The 17,647-nt window shown below is 58.1% G+C and carries 15 protein-coding genes; 14 read left to right on the top strand and 1 reads right to left on the bottom strand.

What is annotated here, in order from left to right:
* Positions 1-101: 101 nt before the first annotated feature.
* From AC2T9U_RS05710 to AC2T9U_RS05675, 8 genes are all read left to right on the top strand, one after another.
* Positions 102-872: a YebC/PmpR family DNA-binding transcriptional regulator gene (locus AC2T9U_RS05710; protein ID WP_028326216.1), complete on the top strand. Its 771-nt coding sequence runs from the start codon at positions 102-104 to the stop codon at positions 870-872.
* 104 nt (positions 873-976) lie between these two features.
* Complete coding sequence (gene ruvC / locus AC2T9U_RS05705) at positions 977-1,495, top strand: crossover junction endodeoxyribonuclease RuvC (protein ID WP_115030319.1); 519 nt, start codon at positions 977-979, stop codon at positions 1,493-1,495.
* Between the two features lie 124 nt (positions 1,496-1,619).
* Positions 1,620-2,231: a Holliday junction branch migration protein RuvA gene (gene ruvA / locus AC2T9U_RS05700; RefSeq protein ID WP_493696893.1), complete on the top strand. Its 612-nt coding sequence runs from the start codon at positions 1,620-1,622 to the stop codon at positions 2,229-2,231.
* Positions 2,228-3,385, top strand: a complete 1,158-nt coding sequence (ruvB, locus tag AC2T9U_RS05695; RefSeq protein ID WP_493696892.1) for a Holliday junction branch migration DNA helicase RuvB — start codon at positions 2,228-2,230, stop codon at positions 3,383-3,385. The genes ruvA and ruvB overlap by 4 nt, the downstream gene beginning before the upstream one ends.
* Positions 3,386-3,827: 442 nt before the next feature.
* Positions 3,828-5,774, top strand: a complete 1,947-nt coding sequence (gene secD / locus AC2T9U_RS05690; RefSeq protein WP_493696891.1) for a protein translocase subunit SecD — start codon at positions 3,828-3,830, stop codon at positions 5,772-5,774.
* Positions 5,771-7,003: a protein translocase subunit SecF gene (gene secF, locus AC2T9U_RS05685; protein ID WP_493696890.1), complete on the top strand. Its 1,233-nt coding sequence runs from the start codon at positions 5,771-5,773 to the stop codon at positions 7,001-7,003. The genes secD and secF overlap by 4 nt, the downstream gene beginning before the upstream one ends.
* 119 nt (positions 7,004-7,122) lie before the next feature.
* Positions 7,123-7,656, top strand: coding sequence for an adenine phosphoribosyltransferase (locus tag AC2T9U_RS05680; protein WP_115030326.1), 534 nt, complete (start codon positions 7,123-7,125; stop codon positions 7,654-7,656).
* Between the two features lie 72 nt (positions 7,657-7,728).
* Positions 7,729-10,083: a RelA/SpoT family protein gene (locus tag AC2T9U_RS05675; RefSeq protein ID WP_493696889.1), complete on the top strand. Its 2,355-nt coding sequence runs from the start codon at positions 7,729-7,731 to the stop codon at positions 10,081-10,083.
* Positions 10,084-10,165: 82 nt separating this feature from the next.
* Here AC2T9U_RS05675 and AC2T9U_RS05670 read toward each other — a convergent pair whose 3' ends face one another.
* Positions 10,166-11,668, bottom strand: coding sequence for a DUF349 domain-containing protein (locus AC2T9U_RS05670; RefSeq protein ID WP_258553134.1), 1,503 nt, complete (start codon positions 11,666-11,668; stop codon positions 10,166-10,168).
* A gap of 164 nt (positions 11,669-11,832) precedes the next feature.
* Between AC2T9U_RS05670 and AC2T9U_RS05665 the strand changes: the two genes are divergently transcribed.
* The 6 genes from AC2T9U_RS05665 to scpB all read left to right on the top strand — a co-directional run bounded on the left by AC2T9U_RS05665 (position 11,833) and on the right by scpB (position 17,588).
* Positions 11,833-12,537, top strand: coding sequence for an MBL fold metallo-hydrolase (locus AC2T9U_RS05665; RefSeq protein WP_493696888.1), 705 nt, complete (start codon positions 11,833-11,835; stop codon positions 12,535-12,537).
* Positions 12,534-13,925 carry a histidine--tRNA ligase gene (gene hisS, locus AC2T9U_RS05660; protein WP_493696887.1) on the top strand — a complete coding sequence of 464 codons (1,392 nt, stop codon included), beginning with the start codon at positions 12,534-12,536 and terminating at the stop codon, positions 13,923-13,925. The genes AC2T9U_RS05665 and hisS overlap by 4 nt, the downstream gene beginning before the upstream one ends.
* Positions 13,912-14,946, top strand: coding sequence for a site-specific tyrosine recombinase XerD (locus AC2T9U_RS05655; RefSeq protein WP_493696886.1), 1,035 nt, complete (start codon positions 13,912-13,914; stop codon positions 14,944-14,946). Before hisS ends, AC2T9U_RS05655 begins: the two co-directional genes overlap by 14 nt.
* 214 nt (positions 14,947-15,160) lie before the next feature.
* Positions 15,161-16,042 carry a ParA family protein gene (locus AC2T9U_RS05650; protein WP_243889099.1) on the top strand — a complete coding sequence of 294 codons (882 nt, stop codon included), beginning with the start codon at positions 15,161-15,163 and terminating at the stop codon, positions 16,040-16,042.
* 14 nt (positions 16,043-16,056) lie between these two features.
* A complete protein-coding gene (locus AC2T9U_RS05645) occupies positions 16,057-16,947 on the top strand; it encodes a segregation and condensation protein A (protein WP_493696885.1) in 891 nt (296 codons plus the stop codon).
* Positions 16,944-17,588 (top strand): SMC-Scp complex subunit ScpB, encoded by a 645-nt coding sequence (gene scpB, locus AC2T9U_RS05640; protein WP_258553135.1) that lies wholly within the window; start codon positions 16,944-16,946, stop codon positions 17,586-17,588. The genes AC2T9U_RS05645 and scpB overlap by 4 nt, the downstream gene beginning before the upstream one ends.
* Positions 17,589-17,647 lie beyond the last annotated feature (59 nt).

Here is a 17,647-nt window from a genome sequence, read left to right as displayed (position 1 = left end):
CAGGCCACTACACGACAGATGGGTACGATGGTTCGGATCTGGATGCGATCGATACCGACAAATCCGCGGGCACTCCGTTCCGATTTTCGAGGAGACAACGTATGAGCGGTCACTCCAAGTGGGCGACTACCAAACACAAGAAAGCGGCCATCGATGCCAAGCGCGGCAAGCTGTTCGCCAAGCTGATCAAAAACATCGAGGTCGCGGCACGTACTGGCGGCGGTGACCCAGCCGGTAACCCGACACTGTTCGACGCCATCCAGAAGGCCAAGAAGAGCTCGGTCCCCAACGACAACATCGACCGCGCCGTCAAACGCGGATCCGGTGCAGAAGCAGGCGGCGCCGACTGGCAGACCATCATGTACGAGGGCTACGCCCCCGGCGGTGTCGCAGTCCTGATCGAGTGCCTGACTGATAACCGCAACCGCGCCGCCACCGAAGTGCGCGTGGCCCTGACCCGCAACGGTGGCTCCCTAGCTGACCCCGGTTCGGTCGCCTACAACTTCGAACGCAAAGGCGTCGTCATCGTCCCCAAGGCGCAAAAAGACGGCGAAGCAACCGAAGACTCCCTGCTGGAAGTCGTCCTCGAAGCTGGTGCTGACGAGGTCGAAGACTTCGGTGATAGCTTCCGCATCATTTCCGAAGCCAGTGACTTCGTTGCCGTCCGCACAGCCCTGCAAGAGGCTGGTGTGGACTACGACTCTGCTGAAGCAGAATTCGTCCCGAACCTGCAGGTTCCGCTCGATCTCGAAGGTGCACGCAAAATGTTGCGTGTCGTTGACGCCCTCGAAGACAGCGACGACGTGCAGAACGTCTTCGTTAACGGCGACATCTCACCTGAGGTGGCCGCCCAGCTCGAAGACGAAGACTGAGCACACTTTCTGCGCACACGCGTGAATGTATGAGAGCGCCAGGTGACTCAATAAGACCTCCTGGCGCTCTCACACATATAAAGAACAAACGAAGAGGAGCAGCGGTGCGAGTTCTGGGAGTAGATCCAGGATTGACCCGATGTGGTGTAGGCGTAGTCGACGGTGCTCCTGGAAGACAACTGCGCATGGTTGCGGTAGGTGTAATCCGAACCCCCACTGGCGATCCAATTCACGAACGGCTCAATTCTTTGGCCGGTCAACTCGATGAGTGGCTCGATCAATACCAGCCTGAATCAATTGCCGTGGAGCGGGTTTTCGCCCGCAATGACGTGAGTACGATCATGGGCACTGCGCAAGCCAGCGCAATCCCTATGTTGGCTGCAGCCCGACGAGAAGTGCCGTTAGCGCTTCATACACCCAGTGAGGTTAAAGCTGCGGTTACAGGCAATGGGCGGGCCGATAAAGCGCAGGTGACAACTATGATCACCCGGATTTTGGCTCTGAATGCTCCTCCTAAACCCGCTGATGCGGCAGATGCCTTAGCGCTAGCGGTGTGTCACGTGTGGCGTGGGGGAGCGGCAGCACGTATCGAGCAGGCAACAAAGCGGGCGCAAGGGCGCTGAGAGGCAACGTTTTACCTTCGATGGGATGCGGTAGCGTTGCAGGCGAACACATGTCCGAATATGTGCCTTGCGTTCTCCGGTGGCGTGAGGTGCCCAACGCAAATCAGCATGGTTTAGGAGAAGCATGATCGCCTCGATCAGCGGCACGGTCATCAGTGCAGGGCTAGATCAGGCTGTGATTGTGGTTGGGGGTGTGGGGCTACAGGTGCGTCTCACTCCTGCCACCGCGGCCTCACTGCGAGTTGGAGAACAGGCAGAGCTGGCCACGAGCCTGGTGGTTCGTGAAGATGCGTGGACTTTGTACGGATTCGCTGATGCGCAGGAGAAAGAAATTTTCGAGGTTGCGCAAAGCGTCAGTGGAGTGGGCCCCAGGATGGCGTTGGCCATGCTCGCGGTGTTCACGCCTGCCCGGCTGGCGACAGCGATCTCTGCAGGAGAAGTCACTGCTTTGGTGAAAGTTCCTGGCATCGGTAAGAAAAGCGCGGAACGGATCATTTTGGAGCTGCGCGAAAAGATGACGGCACTCGGCCTTGACGAAAACCCCCACCATGAAGAGCTCGCTGCCAGTAGCAGTGATGAACCGGTCTGGAATGATTCAGTAACTGAAGCTCTCATGAGTCTGGGGTGGTCTGCCAAACAAGCCGAGGCAGCCCTAGGACGGGTAGCGAAAACCGTGGATGCTGATGCTCCCGTGGGTGTCGCATTGAAAGCTGCGCTGCAGGAGCTCAGCCGATGAGCCCTTTGGGAGAGCACTCGGCCGACACGTGGGACGACGGCTCGTATGACGCATCACCACGCATCGTTGACCCTAGCGCGCACGTTGATGAATCCGGTGACGAACGTCAGATCGAAGCTGCGCTACGCCCGAAACGGCTTGCTGAGTTCCCTGGTCAGCGTCGCGTCCGTGACCAGCTTGGCCTTGTTCTTGAAGCTGCTAAGCGTCGTGCTTCCAGCCCGGACCACATTCTTTTATCTGGGCCGCCGGGACTGGGTAAAACCACGCTAGCCATGATTGTGGCCTCTGAGCTTGGGGCTCCTATTCGTATTACGAGCGGGCCAGCTATCCAGCATGCTGGGGACTTGGCTTCCATCCTGTCGTCGCTGACCGAAGGGGAAGTGCTTTTCCTCGACGAAATTCACCGTATGGCCCGCCCCGCTGAGGAGATGCTCTATCTAGCGATGGAGGACTTCCGTGTCGACATCATCGTGGGTAAAGGTCCAGGCGCTACGGCAATCCCGTTGGAGTTGGCGCCTTTCACTGTGGTGGGGGCCACCACGCGGGCTGGTTTGCTGCCCGCTCCTTTGCGTGATCGTTTCGGGTTTACTGGGCATCTTGATTTTTATGACAGTGGTGAGCTCCTTGCCATTGTTCGCAGATCAGCGAATCTTCTTGATGTCGAGGCCACTGATGAAGGTCTTTCTCAGATAGCTGACCGCTCACGTGGCACCCCTCGGATCGCTAATCGGCTTTTGCGGCGGGTGCGTGACTGGGCTCAGGTGCATGGAAGTGGTGTGCTCGATGCTGATGCTGCTTGTGCGGCGCTGGAGTTGTTTGACGTTGACAGTCGCGGGTTGGATCGTCTTGACCGTGCCGTGCTGGATGCGTTGTGTCGTCGTTTTGGAGGTGGACCTGTTGGGGTCGCGACATTAGCTGTCGCGGTGGGGGAAGAACCAGACACTGTTGAGACCGTTGCAGAACCATTCCTGGTACGTGAGGGACTCATGCTGCGTACAGCGCGTGGCCGGATTGCTGCTTCAGCGGCCTTTGAGCATTTAGGAATCCCTGTTCCTGACAATCCGGCCCTGTCTATGCCCGGTGCGCAACGGAACTCAGGATCGGATTCAACCGTCGAGAATGATCAAGGCGGCTCAGGTACAGGACGGCTATAGGAGACTGACACACACCCCCACGAGTCGCGCGCTTGGACACATCGACGCGTCACCTAGACTCGGAGGGCGCAAAGGCGCTCTCACCGTGCGCAACCGGACACTCCACGACCGTGGCGCGACCCCGGGGGAACGGTCATCGTGACTCCGTAGAAGTGCAGGTGTGGTGAGTCCGTCCATGTGTACGGTGCAGCACCGCACGACAGTGTGCACCGCTCGGTGCGTGCCATCCGTGGAGGCGTATCCGCTGATTCGCTTGGTCGGCGTCGATGCTCGTCTCAGCCTGACCGGCTCGTACGGCTGGCCAGCGAACGCATAACTCCACCAGAACAACGAGGACGATTCATGCATAGGATCCGGAACCGTCGGGCCCGCCCGGCGCCGTGGACGCGCGACTCGCTCGATCACTCGAGTGATCGCAGCAACTCGGTGAGCAGGGGGCGTCGTGGCGAGTGAGGGATCAAACGTCGGGGTAGAAAGCGGAGCGCGCCGCCCCAACACCCGACCAGCACACAAACGCGCTACCTCTGACCTGGTGATATGTACTTTCATATCGCTTGGTTTGGTGGTACTGCTTGCTTTGTCCGCCACGATGTGGGGTGGGCAGTGGGCCCCCAAACTGGGCCTGGACCTTGAAGGCGGTACGCAGATGATTCTGCAGCCGCAAACACAAAACGGGCAGACCGTCGATCAACAGCAGCTTGATCAGGCTGTTGACATCATCCGTGCCCGTGTTGACGGGCAAGGTGTGGCTGAAGCTGAAGTCTCTACGCTCGGAAACAACGTTGTTGTCTCTGTTCCGGGCCGGATGACTAAGCAGCAGGAAGATGGCCTGCGTGCCAGTTCACAGATGGCGTTCCGTCCAGTACTGGGCATGATTCCTGTCCAGCCACCGGGTGCTACCCCCTCGCCGACACAGAGCCCCGCTCCCAGCGGTTCTGCGAGCAGTCCACCGGCAGCCAAGCCTGGTACGACTCCCGCCCCATCTGGGTCACCATCAGCTGCTGCGACTCCCTCGGCGTCCACTCCCGCTGGTCGCCCCAAGGCAGCTGCGGCTCCTGCTCCAGCACCGAAGCCGACTACACCGGCGCCTACGACACCTGCTCCTACGGGTAGCGCATCTCCTACTGCAGCTCCGACGGGTAAGCCCACTGGTGCTCCCACCGCTAAGCCGACGGCACCGGCGGCGCCTCCTACGATCACTGCAGATGTGCGTAAGGACCCAACCAAGCTGATCGAGGCAGCTACCTCAGAGGGGTGGCTTACCCCCGAGCTCCAAGGTGAGCTGAAGCAGATTAACTGCCAGAAACAAGACGTGACTAAGCGTCCTGACCCGAACAAGGCCACCGTTGCTTGCGCTAGCGATGGTCAGAGCTTGTATGTTCTGGGCCCGACAGTGATGGACGGTAACAACATTGCTGATGCTTCTTCAGGTATGGCCACGAACCCGCAGACGGGCCAGCCCACCGGTGGTTACGAAGTCCAGCTGAAGACGCACGATGACTACGTCCAGGCGTACGCGACGATTTCTGGATACATGGTCAAGCTGGGGCAGCCGCGCAACCAGTTGGCAGCTGTCCTTGACAACCGGGTTATCTCGGCACCGTATTTCTCTTCTGCTATCACCGGTGGTCAGGCTTCGATTTCCGGTAATTTCACTGCTGATCAGGCCAAGCTGCTTGCAGACCAGTTGAAATTTGGTGCGCTTCCGATGTCTTTTGAGGTGCAAAGCACCGATAACGTCTCTCCGACCGTGGGTGGCGACCAGCTGCGCAACGGTCTGCTTGCCGGTCTGCTCGGTCTGATTCTCGTTTTCGTGTACTTCCTGTGGCAGTACCGCGTCACCGGTTTGGTTGTGGTCTCTTCTGTGCTGCTCGTGGCGGCCTTGACCTACATCATCTTGACCTTGCTTGGTTGGGGGTACAACCTGCGCCTCACAATGGCTGGGGTGACGGGTGCGATTGTTGCGATTGGTACTACTGCCGACTCGTTCATTGTGTATTTCGAACGTGTTCGTGATGAGGCTCGAGAAGGTAAACGTTTGGCAGCAGCGGTTGAGTCTGGGTGGATTCGGGCACGGCGCACGATCCTTATCTCGGACAGCGTGAACCTCATCGCGGCTGTTGTTTTGTACTTGCTCGCAGCGGCGAACGTGCGTGGATTCGCGTTCATGCTGATCGTGACGACACTGCTGGATCTTTTCGTGACGTTCCTCTTTACACATCCGCTACTGACATTGCTGGCTCGTACGAAGTTCTTCTCTTCTGGTCACAAGTTGTCCGGCTTCGACCCGAAAACTCTTGGCACGGGTGCTGGATATAAGGGTGCTGGACGATTCGTGCCGGGTCCGACCGCGGGTGCTGCCCGCCCGACCGGAGGTAGCCACGCATGAGTAAGCTCACCGACTTCGGAAATGACCTGTACACGGGTCAACGTTCAATCCCGTTTGTGGGGAAACTGAAGCTTTGGCTTTCCATCTCAGCGGTTTTGATGGTGATCGTGGCGTTGGGTGTGGGGCTTCGTGGCCTTAATCCCGGTATCGAGTTCACTGGAGGGTCGGACTTCCGGGTTTCTGGTGTTGCCGACACGCAGAGCTACGACACGAAAGCTCAGGCTGCAGTTAAGGGTGCCTCTGGCGTCGATGTTGCTTCTTCGACGGTGATCAGTGGGAACACGGTCCGTATCCAAACGGAGCGGATGAAAGATGACTCAGTTCGGCAGGTCAGTGCCGCGCTTGCGAAGACCTTCGGCGTTCCCGTCGAGAATGTGAACTCTTCGGTTGTGGGTCCTTCGTGGGGTGAGTCAGTTTCAAAACAGGCAATTCAGGCCCTAGTAGTCTTCCTCGTCATTGTTTCGTTGGTGCTGGCTTTGTACTTCCGTACGTGGAAGATGTCGTTGGCTGCGCTGATTGCTTTGGCGCACGACATGATCGTGACGGTCGGTATTTATGCCTTGGCCGGTTTTGAGATCACGCCAGCTTCGACTATCGGGTTCCTCACTGTTCTCGGATATTCGATTTATGACACGGTAGTTGTGTTCGACAAAGTTCGTGAGAACACTGCGGAGGCGGCAAAGACGGGGCGTCAGACGTATTCAGAGGCCGCAAACTTGGCGGTAAACCAGACACTCATCCGTTCGATTAACACCACGATCGTGGCTTTGCTGCCGATTCTTGCGGTGTTGGTGATGGGCTTTACGGTGATCGGTCCGGGAACGTTGCTGGACTTGTCGTTGTCGCTGTTTGTCGGTGTCAGCGTGGGTGTATACAGCTCCATCTGTATTGCGACGCCGTTGTTGGCGCATTGGCGTGAGAAAGAGCCTGCTATGCGTGAGTTGTCGGTGCGTGCTCGCAAGCGGCGTGAGCAGCTTGAGCAGCAGGGTGTGCGCGTGGATGCTCGCGGCTATATCGAGCAGTCTGTGATGGCGGATCAGTCAGCTGGGGATGCCTCAGCTCCTGAGCCGGTTCCGGCGCGTACGGGTGCGTTTGAGCGTCCGGTGCCTTTGGCTTCAGATCAGGAAGTTGGTCCGCAAACGATGACTGGCCGTCTGATTCACCCGTCGATGTTGCAGGAAGACTCGAAGGGTAAAAAGAAAAAGAGGTTTGGTCGCAAGTCTCGCTGATGTGAGTAGGTGAGGTGCCGTGAGGGGCACACCGTTTGGTGTGCCCCTCACGGCACCTCACGGAGTTGTTGAGCAAGTGCTGGGGATGGGGGTGGGGTTGATGGTTTAGGCTCACGTTCGTGTCGCAACGCACTGATTTGGCTCACCTTGTTTCTTCCCGTCTGGTTGATGTGGAGGATTTCCCTTCTCCGGGTGTTCTTTTTAAGGACTTCACCCCTGTGTTAGCTGACCCTGAGGTAATGCGCGCTGTGGTGGATGATGTCGTTGCGCGTTTTTCGGGTGAAGTGGATGCGGTTGCGGGGGTGGAGGCGCGTGGCTTCATGTTGGGCGCTGCCTGTGCTGTAGCGATGGGTGTGGGTTTTGTTCCGATCCGTAAGGCGGGCAAGCTTCCGCGGGCTACGTTCAGTGCGGAGTATTCGCTTGAGTATGGTTCGGCAACGTTGGAAGTTCATCAGGATGCCTTTTCCCGTGGAGACCGGGTGTTGGTGATGGATGATGTGTTGGCTACGGGTGGTACTGCGTTTGCTGCGTGTTCGTTGGTTCGGCGTACGGGTGCCAGTGTTGTTGCTTTCGACACAGTGGTAGAGATCGCCGCGCTTGGGGGGCGGCAGCGGCTAGTTGATGAGCAGGTTCACAGCCTTCTCGTGGTGTGAGGGGCGCAGAGCGAACACGGTGTGCGGTAGTGAAAAAAGGCGACGGTCAGTTAGGGGCACTATTATTTCTTCATGAACGACACTCCGGCCCGAACGCAGCAGACGCCGCCTGAATCTCATTCGGTTGCGTCCTCCTCGTCCGCGGGTGGGTGGATGCGGGCACGTTTGGCGTGGTGGAGCACGCCGCGTGGTTCTGTGACTCCAGCGATTGAGCCGTTGGTTCGTGCGGTGCGTCAGGCGCACCCGAAGGATGATATTGCGTTGATTGAGCGCGCTTATGAGGTGGCTGAGCGGGTTCACAGTGGGCAGTTCCGTAAGAACGGGGATCCGTACATCACACATCCGATTGCGGTGGCGAGCATTCTTGCTGAGTTAGGGATGACGTCGACCACGATCGCGGCTGCTTTGCTTCATGACACGGTTGAGGACACTGATTACAGCCTTGAGGAAGCTCGAAGCGATTTCGGGGAAGAGATCGCGATGCTTGTTGACGGCGTGACGAAGCTGGACAAGGTCACGTACGGCGATGCTGCGAAGGCTGAGACGGTACGAAAAATGGTCATCGCGATGTCGAAAGACATCCGGGTGTTGGTGATCAAGCTGGCTGACCGGTTGCATAACGCGCGTACGTGGAAGTACGTCCCTGCCCAGAAGGCGCAGCCTAAGGCGAAAGAGACTTTGGAGATTTATGCGCCTTTGGCTCATCGCCTTGGGATGAACACGATTAAGTGGGAGTTGGAAGATCTTTCTTTCGCGACGCTGTATCCGAAGGTGTACGACGAGATTGTGCGGATGATAGGGGAGCGGGCACCTGCACGGGAGGAATATCTGGCGAAGGTGAAGGAGCAGGTGGGCTCTGATCTGAAGAAGGCGGGGATGGATGCCACGGTGACGGGGCGTCCGAAGCACTACTACTCCGTGTATCAGAAGATGATTGTGCGGGGTCGTGATTTTGATGAGATCTACGACTTGGTGGCTGTGCGGGTGTTGGTGGACACGATTCGTGATTGTTATGCGGCTGTGGGTGCGGTGCATGCGCGGTGGACGCCGATGCCGGGGCGTTTTAAGGATTACATTGCGATGCCGAAGTTCAATCTGTATCAGTCGTTGCATACGACTGTGGTGGGGCCGCAGGGAAAGCCTGTGGAGATCCAGATTCGTACACATCAGATGCACCAGCGGGCTGAGTATGGGGTCGCGGCGCATTGGAAGTACAAGGAGAAGTCCGGTGGGGTGCCGAGCAATATGGCTCAGCCGGTGGAGAACGGTCATACGGATTTGGATTGGTTGCGTCAGGTTCTGGATTGGCAGAAGGAGACGCGTGATCCTGGCGAGTTTTTGGATTCGTTGCGGTTTGAGATCAATAGCCGTGAGGTGTACGTGTTTACGCCTCGGGGTGAGGTGATTGGTCTTCCGACGGGGGCCACTCCTGTGGATTTTGCGTATGCGGTGCATACCGAGGTGGGGCATCACACGATTGGGGCTCGGGTTAATGGTCGTTTGGTGCCGTTGGAGAGCCGTTTGGAGAACGGTGATGTCGTTGAGGTTTTGACGAGCAAGGTTGACGGGCATGGCCCTTCGCGAGACTGGATTGATTTTGTTAAGTCGCCTCGGGCACGGAACAAGATTCGTGCGTGGTTCACCAAGGAGCGTCGTGAGGAGTCGATTGAGCGCGGCAAGGATGAGATCACGAAGGTGATGCGTAAGCGTCATCTTCCGTTGCAGCGGTTGATGACGGCGCAGATGCTGGAGTCTATTGCTACGGGGTTGGGGCAAAAGGACATCAGTGGTTTGTATGCCTCGGTGGGGGAGAGGAATATCTCTGCCGAGTCGGTGGTGGATCGTATTGTTCGCTCGCTTGGCGGTGAGGAAGGCGCTTCGGAGGATCTTGCTGAGGCAACGATTCCGGGGGCGCGTAACACTGGTCCTGCTGATGCGGGGGGCACGGATTCGGGTGTCACTGTTGTTGGTGTCTCGGATGTGTGGACGAAGCTGGCGCGTTGTTGTAGCCCGGTTCCTGGTGACGACATCATCGGGTTTGTGACGCGGGGTAAGGGGATTTCGGTGCATCGCCGGGATTGTCCGAATGCTGATTCTTTGTTGGCGCAACCGGAGCGGATTCGTCAGGTGCAGTGGGCTCCGAGTTCGGCGAGTGTGTTCCGGGCGCAGATTGAGATTGAGGCGATTGATCGGCAGGGGTTGTTAGCGGAGATCACGAGTGTGATCACGGATCAACGTATCGGCATTGTGGAGTCCAGTGCGCGGTCAACGAAGAACGATCACATGGCGTATATGAAGTTCACGTTCGAGATGGGAGATGCGAGCCATCTGGACCATATAGTGCGTAATTTGCGTCGGATTGATGGGGTGTATGACGTGCGTCGAGCGTTGGGGTCCCAGGCTAGGGGGCTCGGTCAGCGGCGGTGATTCGGCTGTGTTGTAAGTAGTGCGGGTTATCTCCAGTGGAGATAACCCGCACTACTTACATATATGTGGTTATTTCAGTTGATCAGCGTCCGAATTCAGCGAGTCCGGCTTGTGCTTGTTTCAGCCATTGTTCGCGTGCTTCGAGGGCTTCGCGTGCCTTGGCAATTTTGGCAGCGTCGCCGCTTTCCTCTGCGCGGGCAAGGGCCTTGCGGTATTTCGCGAGTTGTTCTTCTGCCTGGGCTGCGAGGCTGGCTGCGCGGGCGGCGACCTCGGGGTTACTGGATGCCCATTTCTTGTCTCCGGCTTCGCGGATGGCTTGTTCTACGCGGCGCATGCCTTTTTCCATGCGGTCGATGTCGGCGCGTGGAACTTTGCCTGCGGCGTCCCATTTGTCTTGCAGGAGGCGTAGTGCAGCTTTGGCTTTCTCGACGTTTTTGACCGGCAGAAGCTTGTTGGCTTCTTCGAGGAGTTGTTCTTTGACCACGAGGTTGGCTTTGAACTGTTCTTCTTCGGCGGCGCTGACGGCGTCTTTGGCGTCGAAGAATGCGTCCTGGGCTGCTTTGAAGCGCTTCCACAGGGCGTCGTCATCGGAGCGGGAAGCCCGGCCGGCTTGGCGCCAGCGGTCCATGAGGCGTTTGTAGGCACCTGCAGTGGCTCCCCAGTCTGTGCTGTCTTTGAGCTTTTCAGCTTCGGTGACGAGCTCTTCTTTGCGTGCTTTGGCTGCGGCTTGTTCTTGCCCTAGCTGGGCGAAGTGGACGCGGCGCATCTTGTCGAAAGAGTTGCGTGAGGAGGACAGGCGCTGCCAGAGACCTTGTTCGGTTTCACGGTCAATGCGGGTGCCTTGCCGCTGCGCTGTTTTCCATTCGTCGAGCAGTTCGCGCATGCGGGCGCTGGACTGCTTCCACTGGATTTTGTTTTCGGGCTGGGCGGCGATCTTTTCGGCCTCGGTGACGATTTCTTCGCGGCGGGCGATGGCTTCGGCGCGGGCGATGGCTCGTTGTTCGTTTTCGACGGTTTTGCGCGCTTCGATCGCGGTTGCGATGGTTTCGATGCGGTTGTCGAGGGCGACGAGGTCACCGACGGCGTGCAGGTCTTTGACGGCTTGGCGAAGGTGGTTGAGGCCTTCTTGGGCTTCTTTGGCGGCGAGGTCGGTTTGGGTGACTCGCTGGTAGAGCAGGTCTGCTACTGCTGCGACTTCGTCGAATTTGCGGGCGAAGTAGGCGATTGCTTCTTCTGCGGTGGCGCCGGGGTAGGAGCCCACGGGGCGTTCGCCTTCGGGGGTGCGGACGTAGACGGTGCCGTCTTCGTCGACGCGGCCAAAGGAGGCGGCATCGCCGGTGGATAGTGTGGTCGGCATGCCCTCGATCCCGGGCTGGAGTGCTGGGGAGGTGGCCGCGGTGGCGGGGGTTGCCACTTCTTCGGGTGCGGTTTCCTTCGGCGCTTCAGGCGAGGGGGTAGGGGTTTGCGCTGCCTCGTTGGTGTTTTCCGAGACAGCTGTTTCCGCAGTGGTGTTCTCGGACTGCTCGGTAGCGGGAGCGCTCTTGTCGATGTCGGACACGGCGATGGCCTCATTCTTCGTAGACACCGGCTTGATGCCGGTTCGATGGAAACGTCGCCTACCACGATACGCACGGTTTGCTGTGGAGCGGTCATCTGGTTGGGGTCTAGTGGGGGTTATGGGGGATGTGTCACGGGGGATAGGTGGGGGCGGGCTGCTGCGTATTGGCTGGAGGAGGCTAGGGTGATGGGGTGTTTGTTGTGGGTTTTTCTGCGCAGGCTTTTGGCACTAATTGTTTTGTTGTTGCGCCGGATAAGGGTGAGGAGTGTCTCGTTATTGACCCTGGTTTTGGGGTTGAGGGTCAGTTGCGTGAGGTTGTGGATCGGTATCGGTTGCGTCCGGTGGGGTTGTTAGCCACGCATGGGCATTTGGATCACACGTATTCGTTGCCGGTGTTGTCGCAGCAGGTGGGGATGCCGGTGCGGATTCATGGGGCGGATCGGTACCGGTTGGCGGATCCGGCGTTAGCGTTGAGTGCGGATTTGTTGTCGATGGTGGAGCAGCAGTTGGGGTTTGGGGTGCAGTGGGTGCAGCCACAGGATGTGGTTGAGGTCGACGGTGGGCAGGTGGTGTCGTTGGCTGGGTTGGAGTTTAAGGTTGTGCATGCTCCGGGGCATACAGAGGGGTCGGTATTGTTTCGTTTTTCTGGGGTGCCGCAGGGGGTGGCGGCTGATGTTGAGGTGGATCACACAATTTTTAGTGGTGATGTGTTGTTTGCTGGGAGTATTGGCCGCACTGATTTGCCTGGTGGTGATGGCCAGCTGATGCAGCGGACGCTGCGTGAGGTTGTGTTGGCGCAGTCTGATTCTGGGCTTGTGTTGCCTGGTCATGGTCCAGCGACGACGATCGGGCATGAGAGATTGACTAACCCCTACCTGCAAGGACTGCACTCATGAGTATGAAGGTGACGCCGATTAGCGGCTTTCCAGAGTTTCTTCCTGCTGACCGTTTGGTTGAGCAGCATGTGTTGTCTGTGATCGCTGAGACGTTTCAGTTGCATGGTTTCGCGAATATTGAGACGCGCGCGGTGGAGCCGGTGTCACGGTTGCTTGGTAAGGGTGGTGATGCAGATAAAGAGATTTATGGTGTTTCGCGGTTAAGTGCTGATCCTGGTGATGCCGATGAGGTGGATCCATCTCGCCGGTTGGGTTTGCATTTTGATTTGACGGTTCCGTTTTCGCGGTATGTGTTGGAGAATGCGGGCAAGTTGCAGTTCCCGTTCCGTCGGTATCAGATTCAGAAGGTGTGGCGGGGTGAGCGGCCGCAGGATGGCCGGTTCCGTGAGTTTGTGCAGGCGGATATTGATGTGGTGGGGGCAGGGGAGCTGCCGTTCCACTATGAGGCGGAGATGCCTCTGGTGATTGTTGATGCGTTTAGTAAGTTGCCGATGGGGCCGTTCCGGGTTCAGGTCAATAACCGGAAGATTCCTGAGGGTTTTTATTTGGGGTTGGGGATTGCTGCTGAGCAGGTGGTGACGGTGCTTCGGATTGTCGACAAGATCGACAAGGTGGGGCCTGAGGCGATGGTGGCGATGCTGGTGGAGGCTGGGCTGTCTGCGGAGCAGGCGGATAAGTGTTTGGCGTTGGCTCAGATCAGTTCGACGGATTTGTCGTTTGTGGATCGGGTGCGTGAGTTGGGTGTGGAGCATCCGACTTTGGAGAGTGGGCTTGCGGAGTTGGCTGCGGTGGTGGAGGTTGCTGCGCAGCAAGCTCCGGGTGTGGTGGCTGCGGATCTGCGTATTGCGCGGGGGTTGGATTACTACACGGGTACTGTGTATGAAACGCAGTTGATTGGGCATGAGTCGTATGGGTCGATTTGTTCTGGTGGCCGGTACGACTCGTTGGTTTCTGATGGTCGGACTACGTATCCGGGTGTGGGTATTTCGATTGGTGTTTCGCGGTTGGTTGCGAAGCTACTTGCTGATGGCGATGTGGTGGTTTCGCGTCCGACGGCGACGTGTGTGTTGATTGCGCTGAATCAGGATGAGGATCGTTCGCGGGCGATGGGTGTTGCGGCGGCGTTGCGGTCGCGGGGGATCGCGTGTGAGGTTGCGCCGAAGGCCGCGAAGTTCGGTAAGCAGATCAAATACGCGGATCGTCGAGGGATTCCGTTTGTGTGGTTCTTGGGTGCGGAGGGCGAAGATGGCGTAGTTGCGCCGGATTCGGTGAAGGACATTCGCAGTGGGGAACAGGTGCAAGCGCAGGCGCAGTCGTGGTCTCCGTCGGCGCAGGATGTGCGTCCGATTGTGTCTGCCCGGGTTGCGGCCGTGGTTGAGGGGGCCTGACCTGCGAACGGGGCCTGTTGAGCGTTCTGGGGAGGGGGATGAGTATGTCCTCCTCCCCGGGCGTGTGCCGTCGGTAGAGCGGTCGGTGCGGGTGTGGCTGGATCATTTGCGGGTTGAACGGGGGTTGGCGTCGAATACGTTGTCTGCGTATCGGCGGGATTTGGGTAAGTACGTGGAGTTTTTGGGTGGGCGTGGGGTGCAGTTGCTGCGGGATGTTCGCACCGCGGATGTGGTTGATTTTGTGTCTGCGTTGCGGCAGGGCGAATTGGGGCGGGTGTCTTCACTGGCTTCGACGGGGCGGATTCTTGCGGCGGTGCGTGGTTTGCATGCGTATGGGGCGGCTGAGGGGTGGTGTGTGGATGATCCGGCGGCGGTGGTGCAGCCTCCTGCGTCGCCGGCGCGGTTGCCGAAGGCGTTGTCGGTGGATGAGGTGGCGCGGTTATTGCAGGCTGTTGAGGTTTTGGGTGATGGTTCGGTGGCGGATGTTGCGTTGGGGTTGCGTGACCGTGCTTTGTTGGAGTTTTTGTATGGCACTGGGGCGCGTGTATCTGAGGCAACTGGGTTGGATGTGGATGGGGTGGATTTTGAGGAGGGGTCTGTTCGGCTGCGGGGTAAGGGCGATAAGGAGCGGATAGTTCCGTTGGGACGGTATGCGGTTGAGGCGTTGGAGGCGTATGTGAGGCGTGGTCGTCCTGTGCTGGTGGAGGCGGGGGCGCGTGGGGGTCGTGGTCCTGGTGCGGCTTTGTTTCTTAATAGTCGGGGCAAGCGTCTTTCTCGGCAGTTGGCGTGGGGGGTGATTACGGGTGCTGCGCAGCGGGCGGGGTTGCCTGAGGGGATTGGTCCGCATACGTTGCGGCATTCGTTTGCGACGCATTTGCTTGATGGGGGCGCTGATTTGCGTGTGGTTCAGGAGTTGCTTGGGCATTCGAGTGTGACGACGACGCAGATTTACACGAAGGTGTCGATGGCGCGGTTGCAGGAGGTGTATGCGGGGGCGCATCCGCGGGCGCGTTTTTCCTGATGAGGTGTTTAGGCGGTGATGTTGGGTGAGTTATTTGGGGCGTGTGCTCAATTCGCTTGTTCAGGTGCCGGGTGCGGGGTGAATTGCCCTGGTAGGGTCGTGGCGAAACGCTATCGATGGTGGTGGCCGTGATGCCGTGTCGAAGGAGGGCGAACGGATGAGTTCCCCAGCTGGTTCCGATTTCCTCAGTCGGTCGGATGCGCCGGAGGCCGTGATGGATGAGCCGCTACCCGGCAGTGAGTGTGTGGGGGTGGGCACGGTTGATCTGACTGGTCGTGTCTTGCCAGATTTTGGTACGCCTGCGGTTTTGGACCGGCATGGTCCGGCGCGGATTATCGCGGTGTGTAATCAGAAGGGTGGGGTTGGGAAGACGACAACGTCGATTAATTTGGGTGCGGCGTTAGCTGAGTTGGGTCGGCGTGTGTTGTTGGTGGATTTTGATCCGCAGGGTGCGTTGTCGGTGGGGTTGGGTGTGCCGACACATGATCTTGATATGACGATTTATAACCTTCTCATTGAGAAGGGGCACGATGTGCGTGATGTCGTGCAGTCGACGAGTAATCCGAATATGGATTTGGTTCCGGCGAATATTGATTTGTCGGCGGCTGAGGTTCAGCTCGTTGGTGAGGTGGCGCGGGAGATGGTTCTTTCGCGGATTTTGCGTCCGATTGTGGATGACTATGACGTGGTTCTTATTGATTGTCAGCCGTCGTTGGGGCTGTTGACGGTGAATGCGTTGACGGCAGCGCATGGTGTGATTATTCCGTTGGAGACGGAGTTTTTCGCGATGCGCGGTGTGGCTTTGTTGGTGGACACGATTGACAAGGTTGCCGATCGGTTGAATCCGCGTCTGAAGATTGATGGGATTTTGGCGACGATGTATGACGGTCGCACGCTGCATAGTCGTGAAGTGGTCCGTAGTGTGGTGGGGCATTTTGACGAGAAGGTTTTTCACACGGTTATTGCACGGACGGTGAAGTTCCCTGATGCAACGTTGGCTGCGGAGCCTATTACGGCGTATGCGCCTTCGCATGGTGGCAGTGAGGCTTACCGCCAGCTGGCGCGTGAGCTGATTTGGCGTGGGGATGCCCCCTGAGCGGCGTATCGGGCATGGGGGGTAGTTCTCGCGTACCCCGTGAGGGTGTGAATTCAGGGCAGCAGGCTCCTGGTGGCGTGCTTACGCGGCGTGACCGCCCGTCTTTTGAGGTGCATTTGGATGTTTTTAATGGGCCTTTTGATTTGTTGTTGGGGTTGATTAGTAAGCACAAGCTGGATATCACTGAGATCGCTCTTGCGAGCGTGACGGATGAGTTTATTGCTCATATTCGAGCGATGCAGGCGGCTGATCCTAATTGGGATGTTGATGTCGCTTCGGAGTTTCTTTTAGTCGCGGCGACTTTGCTTGATATTAAGGCGTCGCGTTTGTTGCCGACCCCTGAGGTTGAGGATGAGGAGGATTTCGCGCTGATTGAGGCGCGGGATTTGTTGTTTGCGCGTTTGTTGCAGTATCGGGCGTATCAGGAGATGTCGGAGTGGGTTGCTGAGCGGATGGGTGCTGAGGGTCGTGCTGAGCCTCGGCGTCCGGGTGTAGATCCGTTGGTTTCTGGTTTGGTGCCTGAGCTTGTGTTGGGGATTTCGGCGGAACGTTTCGCGGCAGTGGCTGCCGGGGCGATGACGCCTAAAGCTGCGCCGGTGGTGGCGACGGAGCATTTGCATCAGCCGTCGGTGTCGGTGGCTGAGCAGGCTGCGATTGTGGCTGAGCGGGTTCGGGATGGGGGTGAGGTGTCGTTTGATGATTTGGTTGTCGATGCGGAGTCGACTTTGGTGGTGGTGGCGAGGTTTTTGTCGTTGTTGGAGTTGTTCCGCTCGGCGTCGGTGGATTTTGTGCAGGATGCGGCGTTGGGGGTGTTGCGGGTTCGCTGGACGGGTGAGGCGGAGGATGTCTGTGCTGATGGGGTGGTTTTGTCGTCGTTTGATGAGTTTGAGGAGGAGTGCGCGTGAGTGTTGAGGCTGTTGAGGGGGTTGGGGGCAAGGATGTTGAGGGTGAGGATTTTGTTGTTGATGAGTTACCGGGTGGTTTGAAGGCTGCGTTGGAGGCAGTTGTCATGGTGGTGGAGGAGCCGGTGACGGTGGAGCAGTTGTCTTCGGCGTTGTCAGTGTCTTCGCAGCGTGTGGAGGCGACGCTGGAGGAGTTGCGGGATGAGTATGACTCGCAGGGGCGTGGGTTTTCTTTGCGGTGCACGGAGATTGGGTGGCGTATTTATTCTCGGGCGGAGTTGGGGCCTGCGGTTGAGAAGTTTGTTTTGGAGGGGGCTAGGGCGCGGTTGACGAAGGCTGCGTTGGAGACGTTGGCGATCATTGCGTATCGGCAACCTGTTTCTCGGGCCCGCATTAGTGCTGTGCGTGGTGTGAACGTCGATGGTGTTGTGCGTACTCTTTTATCTAAAGGGTTGATCACCGAGATGGGTTTGGATCCGGAGCACGGCGCGGTGCTGTATGGGACGACGCCATATTTTTTGGATCGGTTGGGGGTTGGATCGTTGGATGATTTGCCTCCTTTGGCGCCGTATCTTCCGGAGGTCGAGGAGGTCACTGATCGTCTCGATGTGGCGTTGGATGTGGAGTCTGCCGCGGATCGGTGAGTTTGTGCGGCGTAGTGAGTGCTGCGTCTTTGTTTGTCAGTGCCGTCCCGTTTACGTCG

The sequence above is a fragment of the Dermatophilus sp. B7861-1 genome, from assembly GCF_058996045.1.
The sequence above is the reverse complement of the archived record's forward strand: the minus strand, read 5'-3'. Positions and strand labels throughout refer to the sequence as shown.